At 76.4% G+C, this 17,750-nt stretch carries 17 protein-coding genes, 2 pseudogenes and 1 riboswitch; of the genes and pseudogenes, 12 read left to right on the top strand and 7 right to left on the bottom strand.

The window, feature by feature from the left end; genetic code table 11:
• Window positions 1-160 precede the first annotated feature (160 nt).
• Both MY520_RS18795 and MY520_RS18800 read left to right on the top strand, forming a co-directional pair.
• On the top strand, window positions 161-1,375 hold the full coding sequence (locus tag MY520_RS18795) for an MFS transporter (protein ID WP_436694087.1): 1,215 nt from the start codon (window positions 161-163) through the stop codon (window positions 1,373-1,375).
• Window positions 1,372-1,776: a rhodanese-like domain-containing protein gene (locus MY520_RS18800; RefSeq protein WP_436694088.1), complete on the top strand. Its 405-nt coding sequence runs from the start codon at window positions 1,372-1,374 to the stop codon at window positions 1,774-1,776. The genes MY520_RS18795 and MY520_RS18800 overlap by 4 nt, the downstream gene beginning before the upstream one ends.
• Before the next feature lie 2 nt (window positions 1,777-1,778).
• Here the strand turns inward: MY520_RS18800 and MY520_RS18805 are convergent, their stop codons facing one another.
• Entirely contained in the window at window positions 1,779-2,834 is a 1,056-nt protein-coding gene (locus tag MY520_RS18805; protein WP_436694089.1) for a nitronate monooxygenase, read from the bottom strand.
• 62 nt (window positions 2,835-2,896) lie between these two features.
• On the opposite strand from MY520_RS18805, the gene MY520_RS18810 reads away from it, so the two are divergent.
• The 4 genes from MY520_RS18810 (at window position 2,897) to MY520_RS18825 (ending at window position 8,388) form a co-directional block, all read left to right on the top strand.
• The gene (locus MY520_RS18810) at window positions 2,897-3,565 is read left to right on the top strand and encodes an acVLRF1 family peptidyl-tRNA hydrolase (RefSeq protein WP_436694090.1); all 669 of its coding nucleotides are present in this window, start codon (window positions 2,897-2,899) and stop codon (window positions 3,563-3,565) included.
• Window positions 3,566-3,577: 12 nt separating this feature from the next.
• Entirely contained in the window at window positions 3,578-5,587 is a 2,010-nt protein-coding gene (locus tag MY520_RS18815) for a HelD family protein (protein WP_436694091.1), read from the top strand.
• A 71-nt stretch (window positions 5,588-5,658) separates the two neighbouring features.
• Window positions 5,659-5,844: a hypothetical protein gene (locus MY520_RS18820; protein WP_436694092.1), complete on the top strand. Its 186-nt coding sequence runs from the start codon at window positions 5,659-5,661 to the stop codon at window positions 5,842-5,844.
• A 123-nt stretch (window positions 5,845-5,967) separates the two neighbouring features.
• Complete coding sequence (locus MY520_RS18825) at window positions 5,968-8,388, top strand: transglycosylase domain-containing protein (RefSeq protein WP_436694093.1); 2,421 nt, start codon at window positions 5,968-5,970, stop codon at window positions 8,386-8,388.
• Between the two features lie 71 nt (window positions 8,389-8,459).
• Here the strand turns inward: MY520_RS18825 and MY520_RS18830 are convergent.
• Together MY520_RS18830 and MY520_RS18835 are read right to left on the bottom strand one after the other, a co-directional pair.
• Window positions 8,460-9,212: pseudogene (locus tag MY520_RS18830) on the bottom strand (YhjD/YihY/BrkB family envelope integrity protein); the annotation flags it as partial.
• Window positions 9,213-9,214: 2 nt separating this feature from the next.
• Entirely contained in the window at window positions 9,215-10,771 is a 1,557-nt protein-coding gene (locus tag MY520_RS18835) for a phytoene desaturase family protein (RefSeq protein ID WP_436694094.1), read from the bottom strand.
• 351 nt (window positions 10,772-11,122) lie between these two features.
• A riboswitch (cyclic di-AMP (ydaO/yuaA leader) is annotated at window positions 11,123-11,266 on the top strand.
• A gap of 15 nt (window positions 11,267-11,281) precedes the next feature.
• On the opposite strand from MY520_RS18835, the gene MY520_RS18840 reads away from it, so the two are divergent.
• A complete protein-coding gene (locus MY520_RS18840) occupies window positions 11,282-12,337 on the top strand; it encodes a C40 family peptidase (protein ID WP_436694095.1) in 1,056 nt (351 codons plus the stop codon).
• Window positions 12,338-12,467: 130 nt separating this feature from the next.
• Complete coding sequence (locus tag MY520_RS18845; protein ID WP_436694096.1) at window positions 12,468-12,845, top strand: DUF2568 domain-containing protein; 378 nt, start codon at window positions 12,468-12,470, stop codon at window positions 12,843-12,845.
• Here the strand turns inward: MY520_RS18845 and MY520_RS18850 are convergent.
• On the bottom strand, window positions 12,823-13,389 hold the full coding sequence (locus tag MY520_RS18850; protein WP_436694097.1) for a hypothetical protein: 567 nt from the start codon (window positions 13,387-13,389) through the stop codon (window positions 12,823-12,825). The genes MY520_RS18845 and MY520_RS18850 overlap by 23 nt on opposite strands.
• A 6-nt stretch (window positions 13,390-13,395) precedes the next feature.
• On the opposite strand from MY520_RS18850, the gene MY520_RS18855 reads away from it, so the two are divergent.
• From MY520_RS18855 to MY520_RS18865, 3 genes are read left to right on the top strand one after another with little or no spacing between them, the layout of a single operon-like run.
• Window positions 13,396-13,989, top strand: a complete 594-nt coding sequence (locus MY520_RS18855) for a hypothetical protein (protein WP_436694098.1) — start codon at window positions 13,396-13,398, stop codon at window positions 13,987-13,989.
• Window positions 13,989-14,315, top strand: a complete 327-nt coding sequence (locus MY520_RS18860; RefSeq protein ID WP_436694099.1) for a DUF3817 domain-containing protein — start codon at window positions 13,989-13,991, stop codon at window positions 14,313-14,315. Before MY520_RS18855 ends, MY520_RS18860 begins: the two co-directional genes overlap by 1 nt.
• Window positions 14,316-14,342: 27 nt before the next feature.
• The gene (locus MY520_RS18865; protein WP_436694100.1) at window positions 14,343-15,668 is read left to right on the top strand and encodes a serine hydrolase domain-containing protein; all 1,326 of its coding nucleotides are present in this window, start codon (window positions 14,343-14,345) and stop codon (window positions 15,666-15,668) included.
• A gap of 12 nt (window positions 15,669-15,680) precedes the next feature.
• Here the strand turns inward: MY520_RS18865 and MY520_RS18870 are convergent, their stop codons facing one another.
• Complete coding sequence (locus MY520_RS18870) at window positions 15,681-16,166, bottom strand: hypothetical protein (RefSeq protein WP_436694101.1); 486 nt, start codon at window positions 16,164-16,166, stop codon at window positions 15,681-15,683.
• Window positions 16,167-16,180: 14 nt separating this feature from the next.
• Entirely contained in the window at window positions 16,181-16,753 is a 573-nt protein-coding gene (locus tag MY520_RS18875; protein ID WP_436694102.1) for a hypothetical protein, read from the bottom strand.
• 72 nt (window positions 16,754-16,825) lie between these two features.
• Here MY520_RS18875 and MY520_RS18880 point away from each other — a divergent pair, with 72 nt between their 5' ends.
• On the top strand, window positions 16,826-17,077 hold the full coding sequence (locus MY520_RS18880) for a DUF3253 domain-containing protein (RefSeq protein ID WP_436694103.1): 252 nt from the start codon (window positions 16,826-16,828) through the stop codon (window positions 17,075-17,077).
• Between the two features lie 169 nt (window positions 17,078-17,246).
• Here the strand turns inward: MY520_RS18880 and MY520_RS18885 are convergent.
• Window positions 17,247-17,684, bottom strand: a pseudogene (locus MY520_RS18885) (DUF222 domain-containing protein); the annotation flags it as partial.
• Between the last annotated feature and the right edge of the window lie 66 nt (window positions 17,685-17,750).

Raw genomic sequence — 17,750 nt, forward strand, 5'->3', positions numbered from 1 at the left:
CCGGTCAACGGCGACCGGAGCGGGGCCTCGTGCTGTCCGGGCCACCGTCGGCGCGCAGAAGCGGCGCCGGGCGGAGCGTTCGTGCGCCGACCGGCCGCGGCGCGGCAGGTCCGTTAGCGTGATCGGACGTACCGCCTCCTGAGACGACAGGCCCCTCCCCGTGCCCAATCCGTACCTGCACGTGCTGCGCACCCCGCACGCGGTGCCGATGGTGCTGGCCGCGTTCGTCGGCCGGCTGCCGTTGTCGATGGTCGGCCTGGGCTCGGTGCTGCTGATCGCCTCGGAGACCGGGTCCTACGGCCTCGGCGGCGTGGTGGCCGCGACCGGCGCGGTGACCACCGCCATCTCCGGTCCGCTCATCGGGCGCTGGGCCGACACCCACGGGCAGCGCCGCACGCTGCTCCCGGTCGTGGCCGTGTTCGTGGCCGCCGGCTGCGTGTTCCTCCCGGCGGTCAAGCAGGACTGGCCGCTGTGGATCGTCTTCGTCTCGGCCGGGGTGGCCGGCGCGTGCATCCCGCCGGTCTCCTCGATGATCCGCGTCCGCTGGACCCACCTGCTGCGCGGCACCCACCGGTTGCCGGCCGCCCTGGCCATGGAGTCGGTGGTCGACGAGTTCGTCTTCATCGTCGGCCCGGTGCTGGTCACCTTCCTCTCGACCACCGGGCACTCCACGTCCGGTGTGGTCACCGCCTTCACCCTCGCCGTGGTCGGCAGCCTGCTGTTCGCCGCCCAGGGCCGCACCGAGCCGCCGCCGCACGGGCACGCCGCCCGCACCGGCCCCTCGGCGATCCGCTCCGCCGGCATCCGGGTGCTGTTCGTCGTCGGTGCGGCGGTCGGCGCCATCCTCGGCACGCTGGAGATCGCCCTGGTCGCGTTCGCCGACGAAGTGGGGGCGAAGTCGCTGTCCGGCGTCCTGATCGCCGCCCTCGCCGTCGGGTCGATGGCCAGCGGCATCGGGTGGGGCACGGTGCACTGGCACTCGCCGCTGCGGGTCCGGCTGGCCGTCGTGCTGATCCTGATGACCGTGCTGAGCATCCCGCTCCTGCTCGTCCAGGACGTGTGGGTCATGATCCCGTTCGTGATCATCGCCGGGGTCGCCGTCTCGCCGTCGCTGATCAGCTCGTTCACCCTCGCCGAGCTGCTGGTCCCCCGGTCGGCGACCACGGAGGCGTTCACCTGGCTCGGCACCTCGCTGGCCGTCGGGGTGGCGGTCGGCACCTCGATCGCGGGCAAGGTCGTCGACTCGGTCGGGGCCAACGCCTCCTTCCTGGTGGCCACGGTCGCCGCCGCGGTCGCCGCCGTCGTCGTCTGCGCCTACCAGCGGGTGCTGCACGTGCCGGCCGAGCACGCCGCCGAGCCGGCGATGGCCCGATGAGCACCGAGCGCCCGCCCGGCGCCAGGACGATCGACGAGGTCCTCGCCGAGGCCCGCGCCCGCCTGCACCGGCTGGAGCCGGCCGAGGCCGCCGCGCACGTGGCCGACGGCGCCGTCCTCGTCGACACCCGCCCGGCGTTCCAGCGGGACGCCGACGGGGAGGTGCCCGGCGCGCTCATCGTGGAGCGCAACCACATCGAGTGGCGGTTCGACCCGGCCAGCGACGCGAAGCTGCCGGAGGCGACGGACTACGACGTCGAGGTGATCGTGCTCTGCAACGAGGGCTACTCCTCCAGCCTCGCCGCCGACTCGCTGCGGTCCCTCGGCCTGCACCGCGCCACCGACGTCGTCGGCGGCTACCAGGCCTGGCGGGCGGCCGGCCTGCCCACCACGCGGGACTGAGCTCAGCGCGGCCGCGGCGCCGCGTCCAGCGCCGCCCGGGCCTCGGCGGCCAGCCGCCGCACCAGCTCGCCGGCCGGCACCTCCTCGGCGAGGGCGGCGCTCTGGCCGGCCCAGAGGTGGACGTCCTCGGGGTCGCCGGCGGCGCGGGCCGCCGCCCGCACCGGCAGGGTGAGCAGGTGCACCTCCGGATAGGCGGCGGGCGCGTCGCCCTCCAGCTCCCGGACGGCGTCGTTCACCAGGGCCCGGGCCCGGCGGCCGGTGAACGCGCGGGTGACCGTGGTCGGGCGCTGCTCGGCCAGTGCGGCGGAGTGCACCGGCGACGTGCCGGCCTCCGGCGTCCGCAGGAAGGCGGTGCCGAGCTGGGCCAGTGCGGCGCCCGCCGCCAGGACGGCGGCGACGCCCGCGCCGTCGGCGATGCCGCCGGCCGCCACCAGCGGCAGCGGGCTCACCCGCCGGACCCGCGCGAGCAGCGGCAGCAGGCCGAGCTGCGCCGGCTCCTCGTCGGAGAACCCGCCACGGTGCCCCCCGGCCTCCCACCCCTGGACGACGAGCGCGTCGGCACCGGCGCTCGTGGCCGCCGCGGCGTCCTCCGGCGAGGTGACCGTCACCCACACCGGGACGCCGGCGTCGTGCAGCGCGGCGACCGCGGCCTCCGGAGGCAGGCCGAAGACGAAGGAGACGACGGCCGGGCGCCACCGGGCGAGCAGCTCCACCTTCGCGGCGAAGGCGTCGTCGGAGTGCTCGGGGGCGCCCGGCCGGACGCCGAACCGCGCGCCGCGGGCCGCGATCCGCTCGGCGTACGCGCCCAGCCGCGCCACCTCCTCCGGCCGCTCGGGCACGGGGGCGAAGACGTTGACGCCGAACGGCGCCCGGCTGCGCTCCCTCAGCGCCTCGACCTCCCCGACCACCTGCTCGGGGCTGCGGTAGCCGGCGGCCAGGAAGCCCAGCCCGCCGGCCGACCCGACCGCCTCGGCCAGGGCGACGGTCGACGGGCCGCCGGCCATGGGGGCGGCGACGATGCGGGTGGGGACGTCGGGCAGCGGGCGGGGCGTCGTCACCCCGCCAGCGTGCCGGGCCCGGGCGGCCCCGGGCCACCCCCGGCCCGGCCTACGATCCGCCGGTGACCCGCCCCCGACCAGCTGCCGGCGGCGGCCGCCTGTTGGGGGTGCCGCCCGAGCGGCTCGGCCGCTGGCTGGACGGCGTGGCCGACCGGCACGGGGCGTTCACCGGGGTCGCGGCCGACGACGGCGCCGTCCGGCTCGTGTGCGCGGACACCACCACGGTGACCCTGCGCGCGCCGTTCGACTGGCGGCCGGGTCCGGCGCTGCTCACGTCGTTCACCGCGGCCGCCCGGCACCCGCGCCGAGCGGCGGTCCTGCTCGTCCGCCGCGGGCGGTGGGCGGTCGGTGTCTTCGACGGCGCCGACCTGGTCGTCTCCAAGGTCGACGCCCGCCTGGTCCAGGGCCGCACCGCCGCGGGCGGGTGGAGCCAGCAGCGGTTCGCCCGCCGCCGCGGGCACCAGACCGATGCCGTCGTGACCGCCGCCGTCGAGACCGCGGTCCGCGTGCTCCTCCCGCACGCCGCGGAGGTGGCGGCGCTGTTCACCGGCGGCGACCGCGGGCTGGTCGACGCCGTCCTTGCCGACCCCCGGTTGCGGGCCCTGGCCACGCGGCGCCAGGAGCCGGCGCTGGACGTCGGGGAGCCGACCAAGGCAGTGCTCCTGGCCACCCCCGAGCAGTTCCGGGCGGTGCAGGTGCACATCGTGGAGCCCGGCGACAGAACGGCGTAACGTCCTCCGACCGTGTCCTCCGCAGCGAGCGAGACGACTCCCGCCCCCGATCCCGTCCTCACCGCCGAGCGCGCCCACCTGGCGCACGCGGCCGACTGCCTGACCGCCATGCGCGCCGCCACCCGCGCGGTCGACGACGCCGGCGTCGACCCCTGGTCCGCCGAGCGACTCGGCGCCGCCCGCGCGGAGCGGCTGCGCGCGCTGGCCGCCGATCCCGGGGTGCCGCCGTTCTTCGGCCGCACCGACACCGGCACGGAGACCTTCCACATCGGCCGCCGGCACGTCCGGGACGAGTCCGGCCGGCCGGTCGTCATCGACTGGCGGGCACCGATGAGCCGGCCGTTCTACCAGGCCGGCCCCGCCGATCCGCAGGGGCTGGTCCGCCGCCGCCGGTTCGGGTTCTCCGACGGCGAGCTCACCGGCTACGAGGACGAGCTGCTGGGCTCGCCGCACGGCGAGAGCCGGGTGCTCCGGGAGGAGATCGAGCGGCCGCGCAGCGGGCCGATGCGCGACATCGTGGCCACCATCCAGCCGGACCAGGACGCGATCGTGCGGGCTCCGCTGGCCGAGTCGATCTGCGTGCAGGGCGCCCCGGGGACCGGGAAGACCGCCGTCGGCCTGCACCGGGCCGCGTACCTGCTCTACACGCACGGCGGGCAGCTGGCCCGCACCGGCGTCCTCGTCGTCGGGCCGAACCGGGCGTTCCTGCGCTACATCGAGCAGGTGCTGCCCACCCTCGGCGCGGTCGACGTCGACCAGACGACGCTCGCCGAGCTCACCGCGCGGGTGCCGGTGCGGGCCGCGGACCCGCCCGCGGCCGCCGTCCTCAAGGGCGACGCCCGCATGGCCGAGGTGCTGCACCGCGCGCTGTGGGGCGCGATCGCCAAGCCGGCCGGCGACGTCGCGGTGCCACTGGCCGGGCGCCGGTACCGGGTCCCGGTCGAGCGGCTCAAGCGCGCCGTCGACGACCTGCGCCGCCGCGGCCGGGCCGCCGACGACCAGCGCGCGGTGCACTACGCCGCCGGCCGCGACCGGCTGGCGATGGGCCTGGCCGAGGACGCCCGCCGGCAGGCCGAGGAGGCCGGGGGCAGCCCGACGGACGCCGAGACCCGCCGGGCCGCGCGCAGCCCCGAGGTCCGGGCGTTCTGCGACGCGGTCTGGCCGGCCCGCGACGCGGCGGAGCTGGTGCACGCCCTGCTCACCGACCCGGCGCAACTCGCGCGGTCGGCTCGGACCGTGCTCGACGACGGCGAGCACGAGCTGCTGCTCCGCCCGGCCGGCCCGCTGCGGACCGCGCCGTGGACCGCCGCGGACGCCGTGCTCGTCGACGAGGTGGCCGGGCTGATCGAGCGCACCGGTGGCTACGGGCACGTCGTGCTGGACGAGGCGCAGGACCTCTCGCCGATGCAGTGCCGGGCCGTCGCCCGCCGGCTGGCCGCGGGCTCCCTGACCGTGCTCGGCGACCTGGCGCAGGCGACCAGCCCCTGGGCGGCGGCCGACTGGGGGCGGACCCTCGCCGGCCTGGGCCGCCCGGACACCGTCGTCCGCCCGCTCACCCGGGGCTACCGGGTGCCCGGCGAGGTGCTGGACTACGCCAACCGGCTGCTGCCGGTCATCGCCCCGGGCCTGGCCGCGGCGACGGCGGTGCGCCGCGGACCCGGGTCGCTGCGGATCCGACCCGGGGGCGCGGTGGCCGACGCCGTCCGGGAGCTGGTCGCCGCGCCCGGTTCGGTGGGCGTCGTCTGCGCCGACGACGCCGCCCCCGAGGTGGCCCTGGCGCTCGCCGCATCCGGGCTGCCCGCCGCGGTGCTCACCGAGGACGGCGAGGCGGAGCGGCTGACCGTCGTCCCGGCGTCGCTGGCCAAGGGCCTGGAGTTCGACGCGGTCGTCGTCGTGGACCCGGCCGCGATCGCCGCCGCCGAGCCGCGCGGGCTGCACCGGCTGTACGTCGTCCTCACCCGGGCGGTGAGCACCCTGGTCGTGGTGCACCGGGGCGACCTGCCCCCGCTGCTCGCGGAATGAGAGGTGACCGCGTCCAGAGGACGGGGCCTGCGGCCCTGGTCGGCCGCGGCGGGGGAGAGCACCATGCCGGCATGGCCGTCGTGCGCGCCGCACTGCTCGTCGTCGTCGCCGTTCTGCTGGTCACGGCCGTCTCGCTGGTCTTCGCGGTGGGCACCGGGCCGGCCGAGAAGGCCGTCCTGCTCGCCGTCGCGGTCCTGCTGGCCCTCGCGGTGCCGCGGGTCCAGCAGCTGGGGAGGCCGGGGGTGACGCGCCGGTAGCCTTCCCCCACCCGCCGTCCGCGGCCCCTCACGCTTCGACATCAGCCTCCCGCGCATCCGGCGCGGGTGGTTGTGGACAACGCGCTTCTCTGTTCCAGTGGGGGCCTCCACGGAAGGGGGCCCATGGACCTGCGCTCGGACGCACGGGTCACGACGTTGCTGAAGCTGCTCGCGACCATCGTCGCGGCCGGGGCACTCGTCGCAGGACTCCTCTTCCCGTGGGTCGGTGGTCCCCTGGCGGCCGCCCAGCAGTCGACCAGCCTCCTCGGTGACCTCCCCACGGAGCTCACCATCGACACGCCGCCGGCCAACACGGTGCTGCTGGCGGCCAACGGTGAGCCGATCACCTACTTCTACGACGAGAACCGTGCGCCGGTCCAGCACGACCAGATCTCCGACGTCATGAAGCAGGCGATGGTCGCCATCGAGGACGCCCGCTTCTTCGAGCACCACGGCCTCGACGTCCAGGGGACGATGCGGGCGCTGCTCACCAACCTGGCCGCCGGCGGCGTGCAGGAGGGCGGGTCGACGCTGACCCAGCAGCTGGTCAAGCAGACCCTGCTGCAGACGGCGAACACCCCCGAGGAGCGCCGCGCCGCCACCGAGCAGACGGTGGGCCGCAAGCTCCGCGAGGCGCGGGTCGCGCTCGCGCTGGAGGACACCTACTCCAAGGACGAGATCCTCACCCGCTACCTGAACATCGTGTACTTCGGGCAGAACGCCTACGGGGTGCAGCCTGCCGCCCGCGCGTTCTTCGGCATCGACGCGGCCGCGCTCACCCTGCCCCAGGCCGCCCTGCTGGCCGGGCTGGCGCAGAGCCCCACCGCCGACGACCCCTTCACCAACCCGGAGGCGGCGACCCAGCGGCGCAACGAGGTCCTCTCCCGGATGGCCGAGCAGGGGTACGTCACCGTCGCGCAGGCCACGGAGGCCCAGGCCGCGCCGCTGGGCCTGGCCCCGAGCCCGGCGCCGCGCCGCGGCTGCGTCCAGGCCAGCGTCGGCGCCTTCGTCTGCGACTTCGTGCAGCGCTACCTGATCCAGGAGCTGGGGCTGACCCAGGAGGCCCTGGAGAACAACGGCTACGTCATCCAGACCACCCTGGACGTCGACCTGCAGCGCGCCGGGGACGCCGCCGTCCTCAACACCCTGCCGATGGGCGACTCGCTGGCCGGCATGTTCAGCGCGGTGGAGCCGGGCACCGGCCACCTGCTGGCGCTGAGCGTCAACCGCGTCTTCGGCTACGACAAGAACGACCCGGCGCAGGAGTCCTTCAACCTCAACGTCGCGCCCAGCCAGGGCTCGGGCTCCACCTACAAGGTGTTCGTCGCGGCGGCCGCGCTGGCCCGCGGCTACTCGAGCTTCTACACGCTCACCACGTCCGACTCCTACGTCTCCCGGGTCTACCGGGACGGCGCCGGGCGCTACGACGTGGAGAACGCCGGCACCTACCGCCCGACGCTGGACCTGACCACCGCGCTCTACCAGTCGTCCAACACCTACTTCCTCGCCCTCGAGGACGCTCTCGGCAGCGTCGAGGAGCCGGTGCGGATGGCCGAGCGGATGGGCCTGTTCCAGTTCAACGACCCCGAGCTGCCGCAGCGGGTCATCGACGAGAACCGGGGGTCGTTCACCTTCGGTCCCGAGCCGACCAGCCCGCTCGGCCTGGCCAGCGCGTACTCGACGCTGGCGGCCAGCGGCACGCAGTGCGACGTCGTCCCGGTGACCGCTGTCCTCGACCAGCACGGGGACCCGGCGGTCGGGACCGACGGCGAGCCGCTGGCGGTCGGCGACCGCTGCACCCCGGAGGCGATCCCCCCCGGGGTGGCCACCACGCTCAACCAGATGCTGCGCAAGGACGTCGAGCCCGGGAACCCGGGGGCGACCGGCACCCGCGCCTACGTCCCCGGCCACCAGATCGCCGGCAAGACCGGGACGTCGCAGGACAACTTCTCGGTCGCCTTCGTCGGCTACACCCCCGAGATCACCGCCAGCGTCATGGTGCTCAACCCGAAGCGCAACGAGGACGTCGGCGGGTTCGGCGGCGGCAAGGGCGCCACCATCTGGCGCGACGCGATGGCCCCGATCCTCGAGGCCCGCGGCAGCGGGGAGTTCCCGCCGGCCGACGAGGTCGTGCAGAACGGCAACACCCGGCCGGTCCCCGGCTGCTCCTCGGTCCGGGCCTGCGAGTCGGCGCTGTCCGACGCGGGCTTCCAGCACTCCACCGTCCGGATCGACAGCGACCGTCCCGCCGGGACCCTGCTGGGCACCAGCCCGCCGCGCGGCGGCCGGGCGGTGCAGGGGCAGGTCGTCTCGATCCTTGTCAGCAACGGCTCCGACTACGTCGCGCCACGGCGCGAGCCCGAACCAGAGCCGGAGCCGACGCCCGAGGAGCCGCCACCGGCGGACGAGCCGGCGCCACCGGAGGAGGCTCCGCCCGAGGACGCCGGACCGCCCGCGGACGGTGGCGGCCCGCCGGTCGCCCCTGCCGAACCGGCCGACGGCGACGGAGACGGGGACGGCGACGGGGACGACGGGGACGGCTGACCGGAGCGGATCCGCTCGTCGAGGGACTGGGTGAGCAGCCAGCCGCCGATCAGCACCAGGTGCAACAGGAACAGCCAGAGGCTGATCGCCACCACCGCACCGACCACGGTCAGCCCGCCGAACGGCGCGCCCAGCGCCAGCGGCAGGGACAGGAACAGTACGAAGCCCTGCAGGAAGCCCGACAGGCAGGCCGCGGTGAACAGCGCCCCGGGCACCAGGGCCGACCAGCGCGGCCGCCCGCTGGCGACCACGCCGAAGCCCCACAGCAGCGGCACGGTGAGCGCGAACAGCACCGAGTAGTAGCCGACCGCGAAGCTCCCGAGCACGCTGCCGCGCTCGGTGAGGTCGGCCATGGCGGAGGCGGCCAGCAGCAGCGGGTACAGCAGCAGCGGCGTGGCCAGCACCAGGGGCAGGCCGAGCAGCCGGCCGCGCCAGCCGGTGAGCGTGTCGGTGTCCCGGCGCGGGGTGAACCGCAGCAGCGCCCGCCGCAGCCCCTCGCCGTAGAGCGAGAGCGGGAGCAGCGCGAGCGCGAAGTCGAGCGGGCCCATGGCGACGCCCGCGTCGGCCAGGGCCCGGAGCGCCTCCGGTGCTCCCAGCTGGGGCGGCAGCAGGTCGGCGAGCCGGCCGGCCAGGTCACGGACGGTGCCGGGCGAGGTGAGCAGCGCGGTCAGCGAGAAGGCCACCAGCAGCAGCGGCACCACGGCGACGCCGGCGTAGAAGGTGAGCCCGGCCGCGATCAGCGCGAGGTCGCGGCCGCGCAGCCGCCGCCCCGCCCCGCGGACCAGGGACGACGCCTCGGTCCGCAGCCGCGCGGCCGACCCCATCCTCAGCGCCGGTCCAGCAGGTGCCGGGCGGCGGCGTAGCCGCCCAGGCCACTGACCGCCCCGCCGCGCACGGTGCCCCCTGAGGAGGCCGCCACGATCCGCGGGTGCGGCGTCGCCACGCCCCACGTGCCGGCCTCCGCCGGCGTCGGCGCGACCGGCCAGGCGAGGTCGCCGTGGAAGATGTGGCCGCCCGGCATGGCCAGCGACGCCTCGACGTCCAGCGGGGAGGCCGCCTGCAGGCACGGCTCACCGGAGGCGTCGCGGGCCAGGCAGTCCAGCAGCGGCTCCTCCAGGTGCGCGTCGAGCTGCGCCACCACCCGACGCACCGCCTCGCGGCGGGTGCCCACCGGGTCGGCGCGGAACAGCCCGGCCGGCGTGTGCAGGCCGAAGAGCGTGAGCGTCTGGTACCCGGCGGCGCGCTCGGCCGGCCCGAGGATCGACGGGTCGGACAGCGAGTGGCAGTAGACCTCGAACGGGATGACGTCGGGCAGCTCCCCCGCGGCGGCCTGGGCGTAGGCGGCGTCGAGCCGGCCGGCCGCCTCGTCGACGTGGCAGGTGCCGGCGAAGGCGACGGCGGGGTCGACGCCCGAGCGCAGCCGGGGCAGCCGGGCCAGCACCATGTTCACCTTGAGCTGGGCGCCGTCCGGCGTCGTCCGCGGCGCCGCGCCGGTCAGCCGGTCGAGCACCTCGGGTGCCGCGCCGGAGACGACGAACCGGGCGTCGGCCGCCCGCTCCGCGCCGTCGCCGTCGGTCCAGTGCACGGTCACCCTGTCGGCGCGCGGCTCGATCGCCGTGACCGTCGCCCGCGTGACCAGCTCCGCGCCGGCGCCGCGGGCGGCGGTGGCCATGGCCCCGGTGACCGCGCCCATCCCGCCCACCGGCACCCGCCACAGCCCGGTGCCGTTGCCGATCAGGTGGTACAGGAAGCAGCGCCCGGCCAGGCCGTCGGCGGCGTGGACGTCGGCGAAGGTGCCGATCAGCCCGTCGGTGAGCGCGACCCCGCGGACGACGTCGTGGTGCAGGTCGTCGGCGACCACGTCGGCCAGCGGCCGCTCGACGAGGTCGGTGAACAGCCGCGGGTCGCGCAGCCGGCCGGTCAGCTCGGCGGGGGAGAGCAGCGGCTCGGTGAGCGTGGGCGCGAGGTCCTCGGCGAGGATGGCCAGCCGGCCGTACAACCGGCGCCAGCCCGCCAGCTCGGCGTCCGAGCCGGTCAGCTCGCGGAAGGACGCGGTGGTGGCCGGTCCCTCGGCGCGCTCGACCAGCAGGCCGCGCCCCCCGGCGACGGCGGTGTACGAGGCCACCGCGCGGTCGGCCAGCGTGAGCTGCAGGCCGAGGTCGGCGACGATCCGGTCGGGCAGCAGGCTGACCAGGTAGGAGTAGGCCGACAGCCGGACGTCGACGCCCGGGAAGACCTGCTGGCTGACCGCGGCGCCACCCACCCGCTCGAGCCGCTCCAGGACCAGGACGGACCAGCCGCCCTGCGCCAGGTAGGCCGCGGCCACCAGGCCGTTGTGCCCCGCTCCGACGACCACGGCGTCGTACTTGCTCCGCGCGCTCACCGGCGGACCGTAACCGGCCGGTCAGCCGTCCTCCCTGGTCGCGTCCTGCTCGTGGCGCACGGCGTCGGTGTGGCCGCCGGTCTCGGTGCTGCCGCACCCTGCGAGCGCCCCGACGAGGCCGGCACCACGAGGGGTCGCTGCAGATCCATGCGGTCCCCGTGCTCCCGTGGGCGGCCGCCCAAACCCCACCCGCACCACCGGTCCCAGGTGCTCCACCCGCCTGCGGAGTCGAGGCGAGAGTCCACGAAATCACATCCAGGTAATTGTCACCGCGGAGTTCCGGCCATTACGGTGTGTATGTCCGGCGGGGCGCTCCGTCACCACCCTGGGTGACACTCCCCGGACGCCGCCGAGCCTCTCCCTCCTCCCCGGGGGTGCGGGCCGGGGACCCACCGCAGCACTGGGGTGAAGCGCGCCCGGCCTCCGGCCGGCCGCGCCGGGCGACTTCCCGTCCGAACCCGTCAGCTAACCCGGTAGGCGGCCTGCGGAAGAACGGAGAGCCGCCGCACCATGGCGACCCCTCGCGCGTCCCGTCGCGCTGCCTGGCGACGGGCCGCCGTCGTCCTCGTCGGCGCCATCGGCGTCTCGCTCCTCCCGGCCGTGGCCGGTGCCGCGCCGGGCTCCTCGCAGGAGGCCGCCGCCCTCGTCGCCGCCCGCGGCCACGAGCTGGAGGTCGTCACCGAGCAGTTCAACGAGGCGCGTTCGGAGCTCGAGGCCCAGCAGGCCGCCGCCCAGGCCGCCGCGGCGCAGGTCGCCGAGGCGCAGGCGGTCGTGGCCGCCGCGCAGGAGCAGGTGCGGGGCATCGCCCGCAGCGCGTTCACCGGCGAGAGCATGGGCTCGCTGCGGGCCCTGATGACCAGCGGCTCGGCTGACGAGTTCGTCAACCGGGTGAACCTGCTCGACGCCGTCGCCGGCCACCAGAACGGGCTGATCGAGCAGGCCGCCTCCGCCGGTGAGGTCGCCGCGCAGGCGCAGGCCGAGGCGGACCGGGCGGCGGACGAGGCCCAGCAGCAGTACGACGCCGTCGCCGCCCAGCAGGCCGAGTTGCAGGAGCAGATCACCGCCTACCAGGCCGATTACGCGCGGCTCAGCGCCGACGAGCGACGCGCCGCCCTGGCGGCCGCGGCCACCGCCCACGGAGCCGGCCAGGAGCGGGCCAGCCGCACGGAGCGCGAGGAGCCGGCCGCCGCCGGTCCGGTGGTGGCCGACAGCGCCGCCGCCCAGAAGGCGATCGACGCCGCCATGGCCCAGCGCGGCAAGCCCTACGTGTGGGCCGCCGAGGGGCCGGGCTCCTTCGACTGCTCCGGTCTGGTGCTCTACGCCTACAAGGCAGCCGGGATCGGCCTGCCGCACTCCAGCCGCCTGCAGTCGCAGATGGGCCGGACGGTCTCGCGGGCCGAGGCCCGCCCTGGTGACCTGGTCGCCTTCTACAGCCCGGTCAGCCACATCGGCATCTACCTGGGCAACGGCCAGATGGTCCACGCGCCGACCTCCGGCGACGTCGTGAAGGTCGCCAGCGTCGACGACATGGGGGCGACCCCGCGCTTCAACCGCATCGCCGGCTAGGACCCCGTCCGCTCCCGGAGCCCCGGACGCCGCGTGCGTCCGGGGCTCCGCTGTGTCCGGGTCTTGACGTCGCGTCCTGCGGTGTGAACACTGCTCTCGAAGCAGATCGATGATCGCAGAGGAGCCGACCATGGCGCAGGGATGGCAGTGGATGTGGGCCGGCGTCGCGTTCGCCGCCGAACTCGCGGCCCTGGCGGCCCTCGGCCACTGGGGGGCGACCGCGGGCGACTCGACGGCCACCCGGTGGCTGTTCGCCCTCGGCGCGCCGCTGGTCGCGGCCTTGCTGTGGGGCCTGTTCGCGGCACCGCAGGCGGTCGTGCAGGTCGCGGTGCTCGCCGTCCTCACCAAGGTGGTGGTCTTCGGCGCGGCGGCGGCCGCGCTGCTCGCGACGGGTTCGCCGCGCCTGGCGGTCCTCCTCGTGGTCGCGGCGGTGCTGAGTTCGCTGCTGTCCGGCCCGCTGACGTCGCAGGCCCCGGTCAGCGCGGTCAGCGCGGCGGCGGCCCGCTGACCTGCTGGAGCAGCCCCCACACGAACTGCGCCCGCACTCCGCCGGGCAGGTGCACCTCCCAGCGGGTTCCCACGCCGGGGTCGACGCTCACCGCGCCGGGCAGGCCGACGACGTCGTCGAGGACGTGCTCCCAGACCAGCAGCCGGCCGGCCCGTGCCGGCGGCACGGGGGAGCCGGGCGCCGGCACCAGGTGCTCGTTCAGCACGGACCCGCCGGGGCCGGACAGCACCTCCCAGTACAGGTGCGGCCACAGCGGCAGGGGCCAGCGCCGCACCTGGACGTCGAGGTCCCCGAAGCGGCGGTCCTCCACCTCGTCGGGCGGCCCGAGGACGGCGGTCCGCAGCGCCAGCCCGCGCGGCGCCCGGGGCGAGTGCTGCAGCGCCTGCCAGCGGGTGTGCGCGGCATGGGCCTCTCCCCGGGTGGCGCCCAGCCGGGGCAGCGCCGCGGCGACCAGATCGGGGCGGACGTCGGCCATCCGGCGGAGCAGGACGAGGCAGAACTCCCGCCGCGCCAGACCCCGCACGCCGGTCGACCCTGCCAGCATCCGTCCGTGCTGATCCCACCGGCCACCGCCGCCGCGATCATGGACGGGTCGGTCACGCTCGCCTTCCGCCGGTGGGACCGGCCGCGCATGCACCCGGGCAGCACCCAGCGCACGCCGGCCGGGGTGGTCGAGATCGTCGACGTCACCGAGGTGGACCTCGCCGACATCACCGATGACGACGCCGCGGCCGCCGGCGTCCCCTCGCGGGACCGGCTGCTCCGCCTCCTCGACCGTCGTCCCGGCACGCACGTCTACCGCATGCGGGTGCGGGCCGCCGGCGCCGACCCCCGCGTGGCGCTGCGCGAGCGGGCGACCTTCTCGCCGGAGGAGCGGGCCGCCCTCGACGCCCGGCTGGACCGGTGGGACGCCGCCCGCGCCGACGGGCCGTGGACGCGCACCGTGCTCGACCTGATCGCCGAGCGGCCCGGGGTGCGCGCTCCCGACCTGGCGGCCGTGCTGGGCCGGGAGACGCTGCCGTTCAAGCGCGACGTCCGCCGGCTGAAAGAGCTCGGGCTGACCCGCAGCCTCGCCGTCGGCTACGAGCTGTCCCCGCGGGGCGCGGCGTACCGCGACGGGCGCGTCAGGGAGGATGGGGGGTGATGAGACCGCACGCCGTCGCCCTCGCCTTCCGCGCCGTCGCCCTCGCCGAGGCCTGCTCCTGGGTGGGCCTGCTGTTCGGCATGTTCGTGAAGTGGGTCCTCGCGACCTCCGAGCGCGGCGTGCAGATCTTCGGCCCGATCCACGGCGGGATCTTCGTCGCCTACGTGCTCGTGGCGCTGCTTGCCGCGCGGGTGCTCCGCTGGAACGCCCGCACCGCACTGCTCGCGCTCGCCGCCTCGGTACCGCCGCTGGCCACGCTCTGGTTCGACCGCTGGGCCACCCGCACCGGGCGGCTGCCGCTGCCGGAGCCCGTGCCGACCTCCTGACGCGGCGGCTCGCTACCGTTCCGGGTCATGCCCGAGCCCGTCCTGCCGTCCACCGCCCGCCAGCTGCTCGCCCGGGTGGCCCGCGTGCAGCGGGACGGGCGGGCGCCCAGCCTCGTCGCGGGCGTGGTCCGGGACGGCGGGCTGGCGTGGTCGGCCGGGCGCGGGGCGGTGCCCGAACCGCACACCGACGTCCAGTACCGGCTCGGCTCGATCAGCAAGACGGTCACCGCGGTCGCGGTGCTGCGGCTGCGCGACGAGGGCCGGCTGCACCTCGACGACCCGCTGGACCGGCACGTGCCCGGCACGCCGCTGGGCAGCCGCACCGTCGGGCAGCTGCTCGCGCACGTCGCCGGCGCGGCCGCGGAGAGCCCCGGCGGGTGGTGGGAGCGCACGCCGGGTGGTTCGCTGGCGGAGCTGGAGCTGCGCGAGGAGCACGTCGTCCTCGGTGCCGCGCGCCGGTTCCACTACTCCAACCTCGGCTTCGGTCTGCTCGGCGAGCTCGTCGCGCGCGCCCGGGGCCGGTCCTGGGAGGAGGTCGTCCGCGCCGAGGTGCTGGCGCCGCTGGGCATGAGCCGGACGACGCTGCGGCCGGTCGCCCCCGCCGCCGACGGCCACGCGGTGCACCCGTGGGCCGACGTCGTCCTCCCCGAGCCCGAGCACGACGCCGGCGTGATGGCGGCCGCCGGGCAGCTCTGGGCCACGCTGGCGGACCTCGCCCGCTTCGCGGTGTTCCTGCTCGGCGACACCGGTGACGTGCTCGATCCCGGGACGCTCGAGGAGATGACGGTGCCTGCCGGGGTGGACGCCTCCGCGCCGGGCTGGTCGTCCTACGGGCTGGGCCTGCAGGTGATGCGGGTCGACGGGCGGACGCTGGTCGGCCACGGCGGCTCTATGCCGGGCTTCCTCGCGGGCGTGTTCGTCGACCGCGAGGAGGGTGCCGGGGCGGTCTCGCTGGCCAATGCGACGAGCGGCCCCGAGCCGGTGGCGTTCGGGCTGCTGGCCGACCTGCGCGCCGCCGAGCCGCGGGTCGTCGACCCGTGGACGCCGTCACCGCCTCCCGTTCCGCTGGAGAGCCTCGGGGTCTGGTTCTGGGGCCCGGCGCCGCACGTGCTGCGCGCGCTGCCCGGGGGGCTGCTGCACCTGGGCCCGATGCCCGGCCGGGCCGGGCGGGCCAGCCGCTTCACCCGTGACGACGACGGCACCTGGGTCGGGCTGGACGGGTACTACGCCGGCGAGCCCCTGCGGATCGCCGACGACCACCTCGACCTCGGCACCTTCGTGTTCACCCGCACGCCCTACGACCCGGAGGCCCCGGTGCCCGGCGGGGTGGACGAGCGCGGCTGGCGGCACTGAGCGGCGGTCACCTCAGCGGTCGAAGGCGTCCAAGGTCGTCGTCACCACCGCGCCGTAGGCGACGTGCGGCACCAGGTCGCTGACCCAGTCGGTCGCCGACCAGGTGCGCGGGTCGGTGATGCCGAGCACGGTCATCGGGCCGTTGGTCGAGACGAGGACGACGGCCGTGACGAGCAGCGTGCCGACCAGCGGCCGGGACCGGAAGCCGGCCGCCCGCACCAGCCCGACCAGGACACCCACGCCGACCCCCGCGACCAGCCCGGTCAGGGGGCCCAGCCCCTGCACCCGGTTCTGCCGCGTCGCGCCGTCCCCGGGGATCGGCACGTGTGCCTTCTCCGCCAGGGTCTCCACCGTCCGCTCGGGCGTGGAACTACTGGGCCGGCCGCGCACCGCCATGTCGAGGTACGTGACGGCGTTGAGCGCGGTGGTGCCGGCCGCGCCGGCGGCCGCCCCGCGCACCGCCCAGCCGAGCAGGCTGGTGCCCCCGTCGCCCGCCACGGCGTGGTGGTTCCTCACCGCGCGGCCCGCCGGGCCAACAGGAGGAGGCCCGCCACGAGACCGGCGGCGACGGCGCCGGCGGCCAGCCCCCAGGCGCGGACGCCACCGGCCGGCTCCGTGCCGGGGGCTCTGGGCTGCGGGCCGGCGGACCCGTCGCTGCCGGTGGCGGCCTGGAGCTCGGCCGCCAGCTCGGGTGCCCACGGCGCCGTGCCGCCGCACAGGTCGGCCGCCAGCTGCCCCTCGTCGAGGTCGGCCGACCGGGTGGCCAGGACGAGGAACGGACCGTCCCCGGCCAGCTCCAGCCCGCAGCTGGCCCCGGACGCCGCGGACACGACGCCCTGCTCCGCGGCCACGCTGCCCTTCCACACCGTGTCGACGGCGAAGACGTGCAGCGCGGGGTCGGTGCTGCTCGACCCGCCGCCCACCTCGCGGGACAGCAGCCGGCCGGTGAAGACGGCGTCGGCCCGCTCCACCTGCGCGGTCAGCGGTTCACCGGCGCAGCTGCACGCCGAGGCGGGGACGGCCAGGACCCACCCGGCCATCAGCAGCACCACCGCGGTGAGCAGGCAGGTCGTCGTCCGGCGCACGGCTCCGAGCGTGCTCCTGCGGGGTTGCCGGCACCAGTGGCGGCGGCGCGGGCGCACCCGCACCCTACCGGTGTGGACGACGTCGACGCCCGGCTCGAGCGAACGATCGAGGAGCTGCTCGACGACCGGCAGGCGGGCGCGTCGATCTGCCCCTCGGAGGCCGCCCGGGCCGTCGACCCTGACGACTGGCGGGAGCTGATGCCCGCCGCTCGCGCCGCTGCCGGGCGGCTGGCCGCCGCCGGCCGCGCGGAGGTGACCCAGCGGGGCGAGGTCGTGGACGTGCGGGTCGCTCGTGGTCCGGTCCGGGTGCGCCGGCCGGGGTAGCCGCCGTCGGTGATGACGCGGCCGCGTCCAGCGGTGGGTGGATGAGGATCTCGGTGCCGTCGGGGCGCCAGGTGCGCCATCGGCCGTCGGGTTGTCGTTCGATCCGGAAGCCGTGGTGGACCTTGGTGTGGTGCCGCTCGCAGAGCAGCGCGCTGTTCTCCAGGCTGGTCGGGCCGCCGTTGATCCACTCCAGGACATGGTGGACGTCGCACCAGTGGGTGGGCGCGCCGCAGCCGGTGAACACGCAGCACCGGTCGCGGTGCTCGACCGCCCGGCGCAGGTGCGCGGTGACCACCCGTTTCTCCCGGCCCAGGTCCAGCGGCGCGCCGTCGGGGCCCAGCACGATCCGGGACACCGCGCCGTCGCAGGCCAGCCAGCGGGCCCGGGCCGCGGAGACGGTGGCGCCGAAGCCGAGCTCGGCGGTGTGCCGGCCGGTGCCCGGGCCGGCGAGGTCGGGCAGGTCGATCCGGACCACCAGGTGTGGCTTCACCGTCCGCAGCACCGGCAGGCCGCCGGTGGCCAACTGGTTGTCGCAGAGCTGGACCAGGGCGTCGCCGAGTTGCTGGGCGCGGGTGCGGATGTCTCCGGCGCACCGGCCGGCCTGCACGATCGCCTCCAGCGCGGTCTGCAGCTTCTCCCCGCCGACGGCATCGAGCTCAAAGCGGCCGGTGAT

It is taken from the genome of Geodermatophilus sp. CPCC 205506, from assembly GCF_051383635.1.
Lineage (GTDB): Bacteria > Actinomycetota > Actinomycetes > Mycobacteriales > Geodermatophilaceae > Geodermatophilus.

Excerpts from the sequence above, each read along its gene's own strand:
- MY520_RS18800 (WP_436694088.1), top strand. The coding sequence starts at position 1,372 with ATGAGCACCGAGCGCCCGCCCGGCGCCAGGACGATCGACGAGGTCCTC.
- MY520_RS18820 (WP_436694092.1), top strand. The coding sequence starts at position 5,659 with ATGGCCGTCGTGCGCGCCGCACTGCTCGTCGTCGTCGCCGTTCTGCTG.
- MY520_RS18825 (WP_436694093.1), top strand. The coding sequence starts at position 5,968 with ATGGACCTGCGCTCGGACGCACGGGTCACGACGTTGCTGAAGCTGCTC.
- MY520_RS18840 (WP_436694095.1), top strand. The coding sequence starts at position 11,282 with ATGGCGACCCCTCGCGCGTCCCGTCGCGCTGCCTGGCGACGGGCCGCC.
- MY520_RS18845 (WP_436694096.1), top strand. The coding sequence starts at position 12,468 with ATGGCGCAGGGATGGCAGTGGATGTGGGCCGGCGTCGCGTTCGCCGCC.
- MY520_RS18850 (WP_436694097.1), bottom strand. The coding sequence starts at position 13,389 with ATGCTGGCAGGGTCGACCGGCGTGCGGGGTCTGGCGCGGCGGGAGTTC.
- MY520_RS18860 (WP_436694099.1), top strand. The coding sequence starts at position 13,989 with ATGAGACCGCACGCCGTCGCCCTCGCCTTCCGCGCCGTCGCCCTCGCC.
- MY520_RS18865 (WP_436694100.1), top strand. The coding sequence starts at position 14,343 with ATGCCCGAGCCCGTCCTGCCGTCCACCGCCCGCCAGCTGCTCGCCCGG.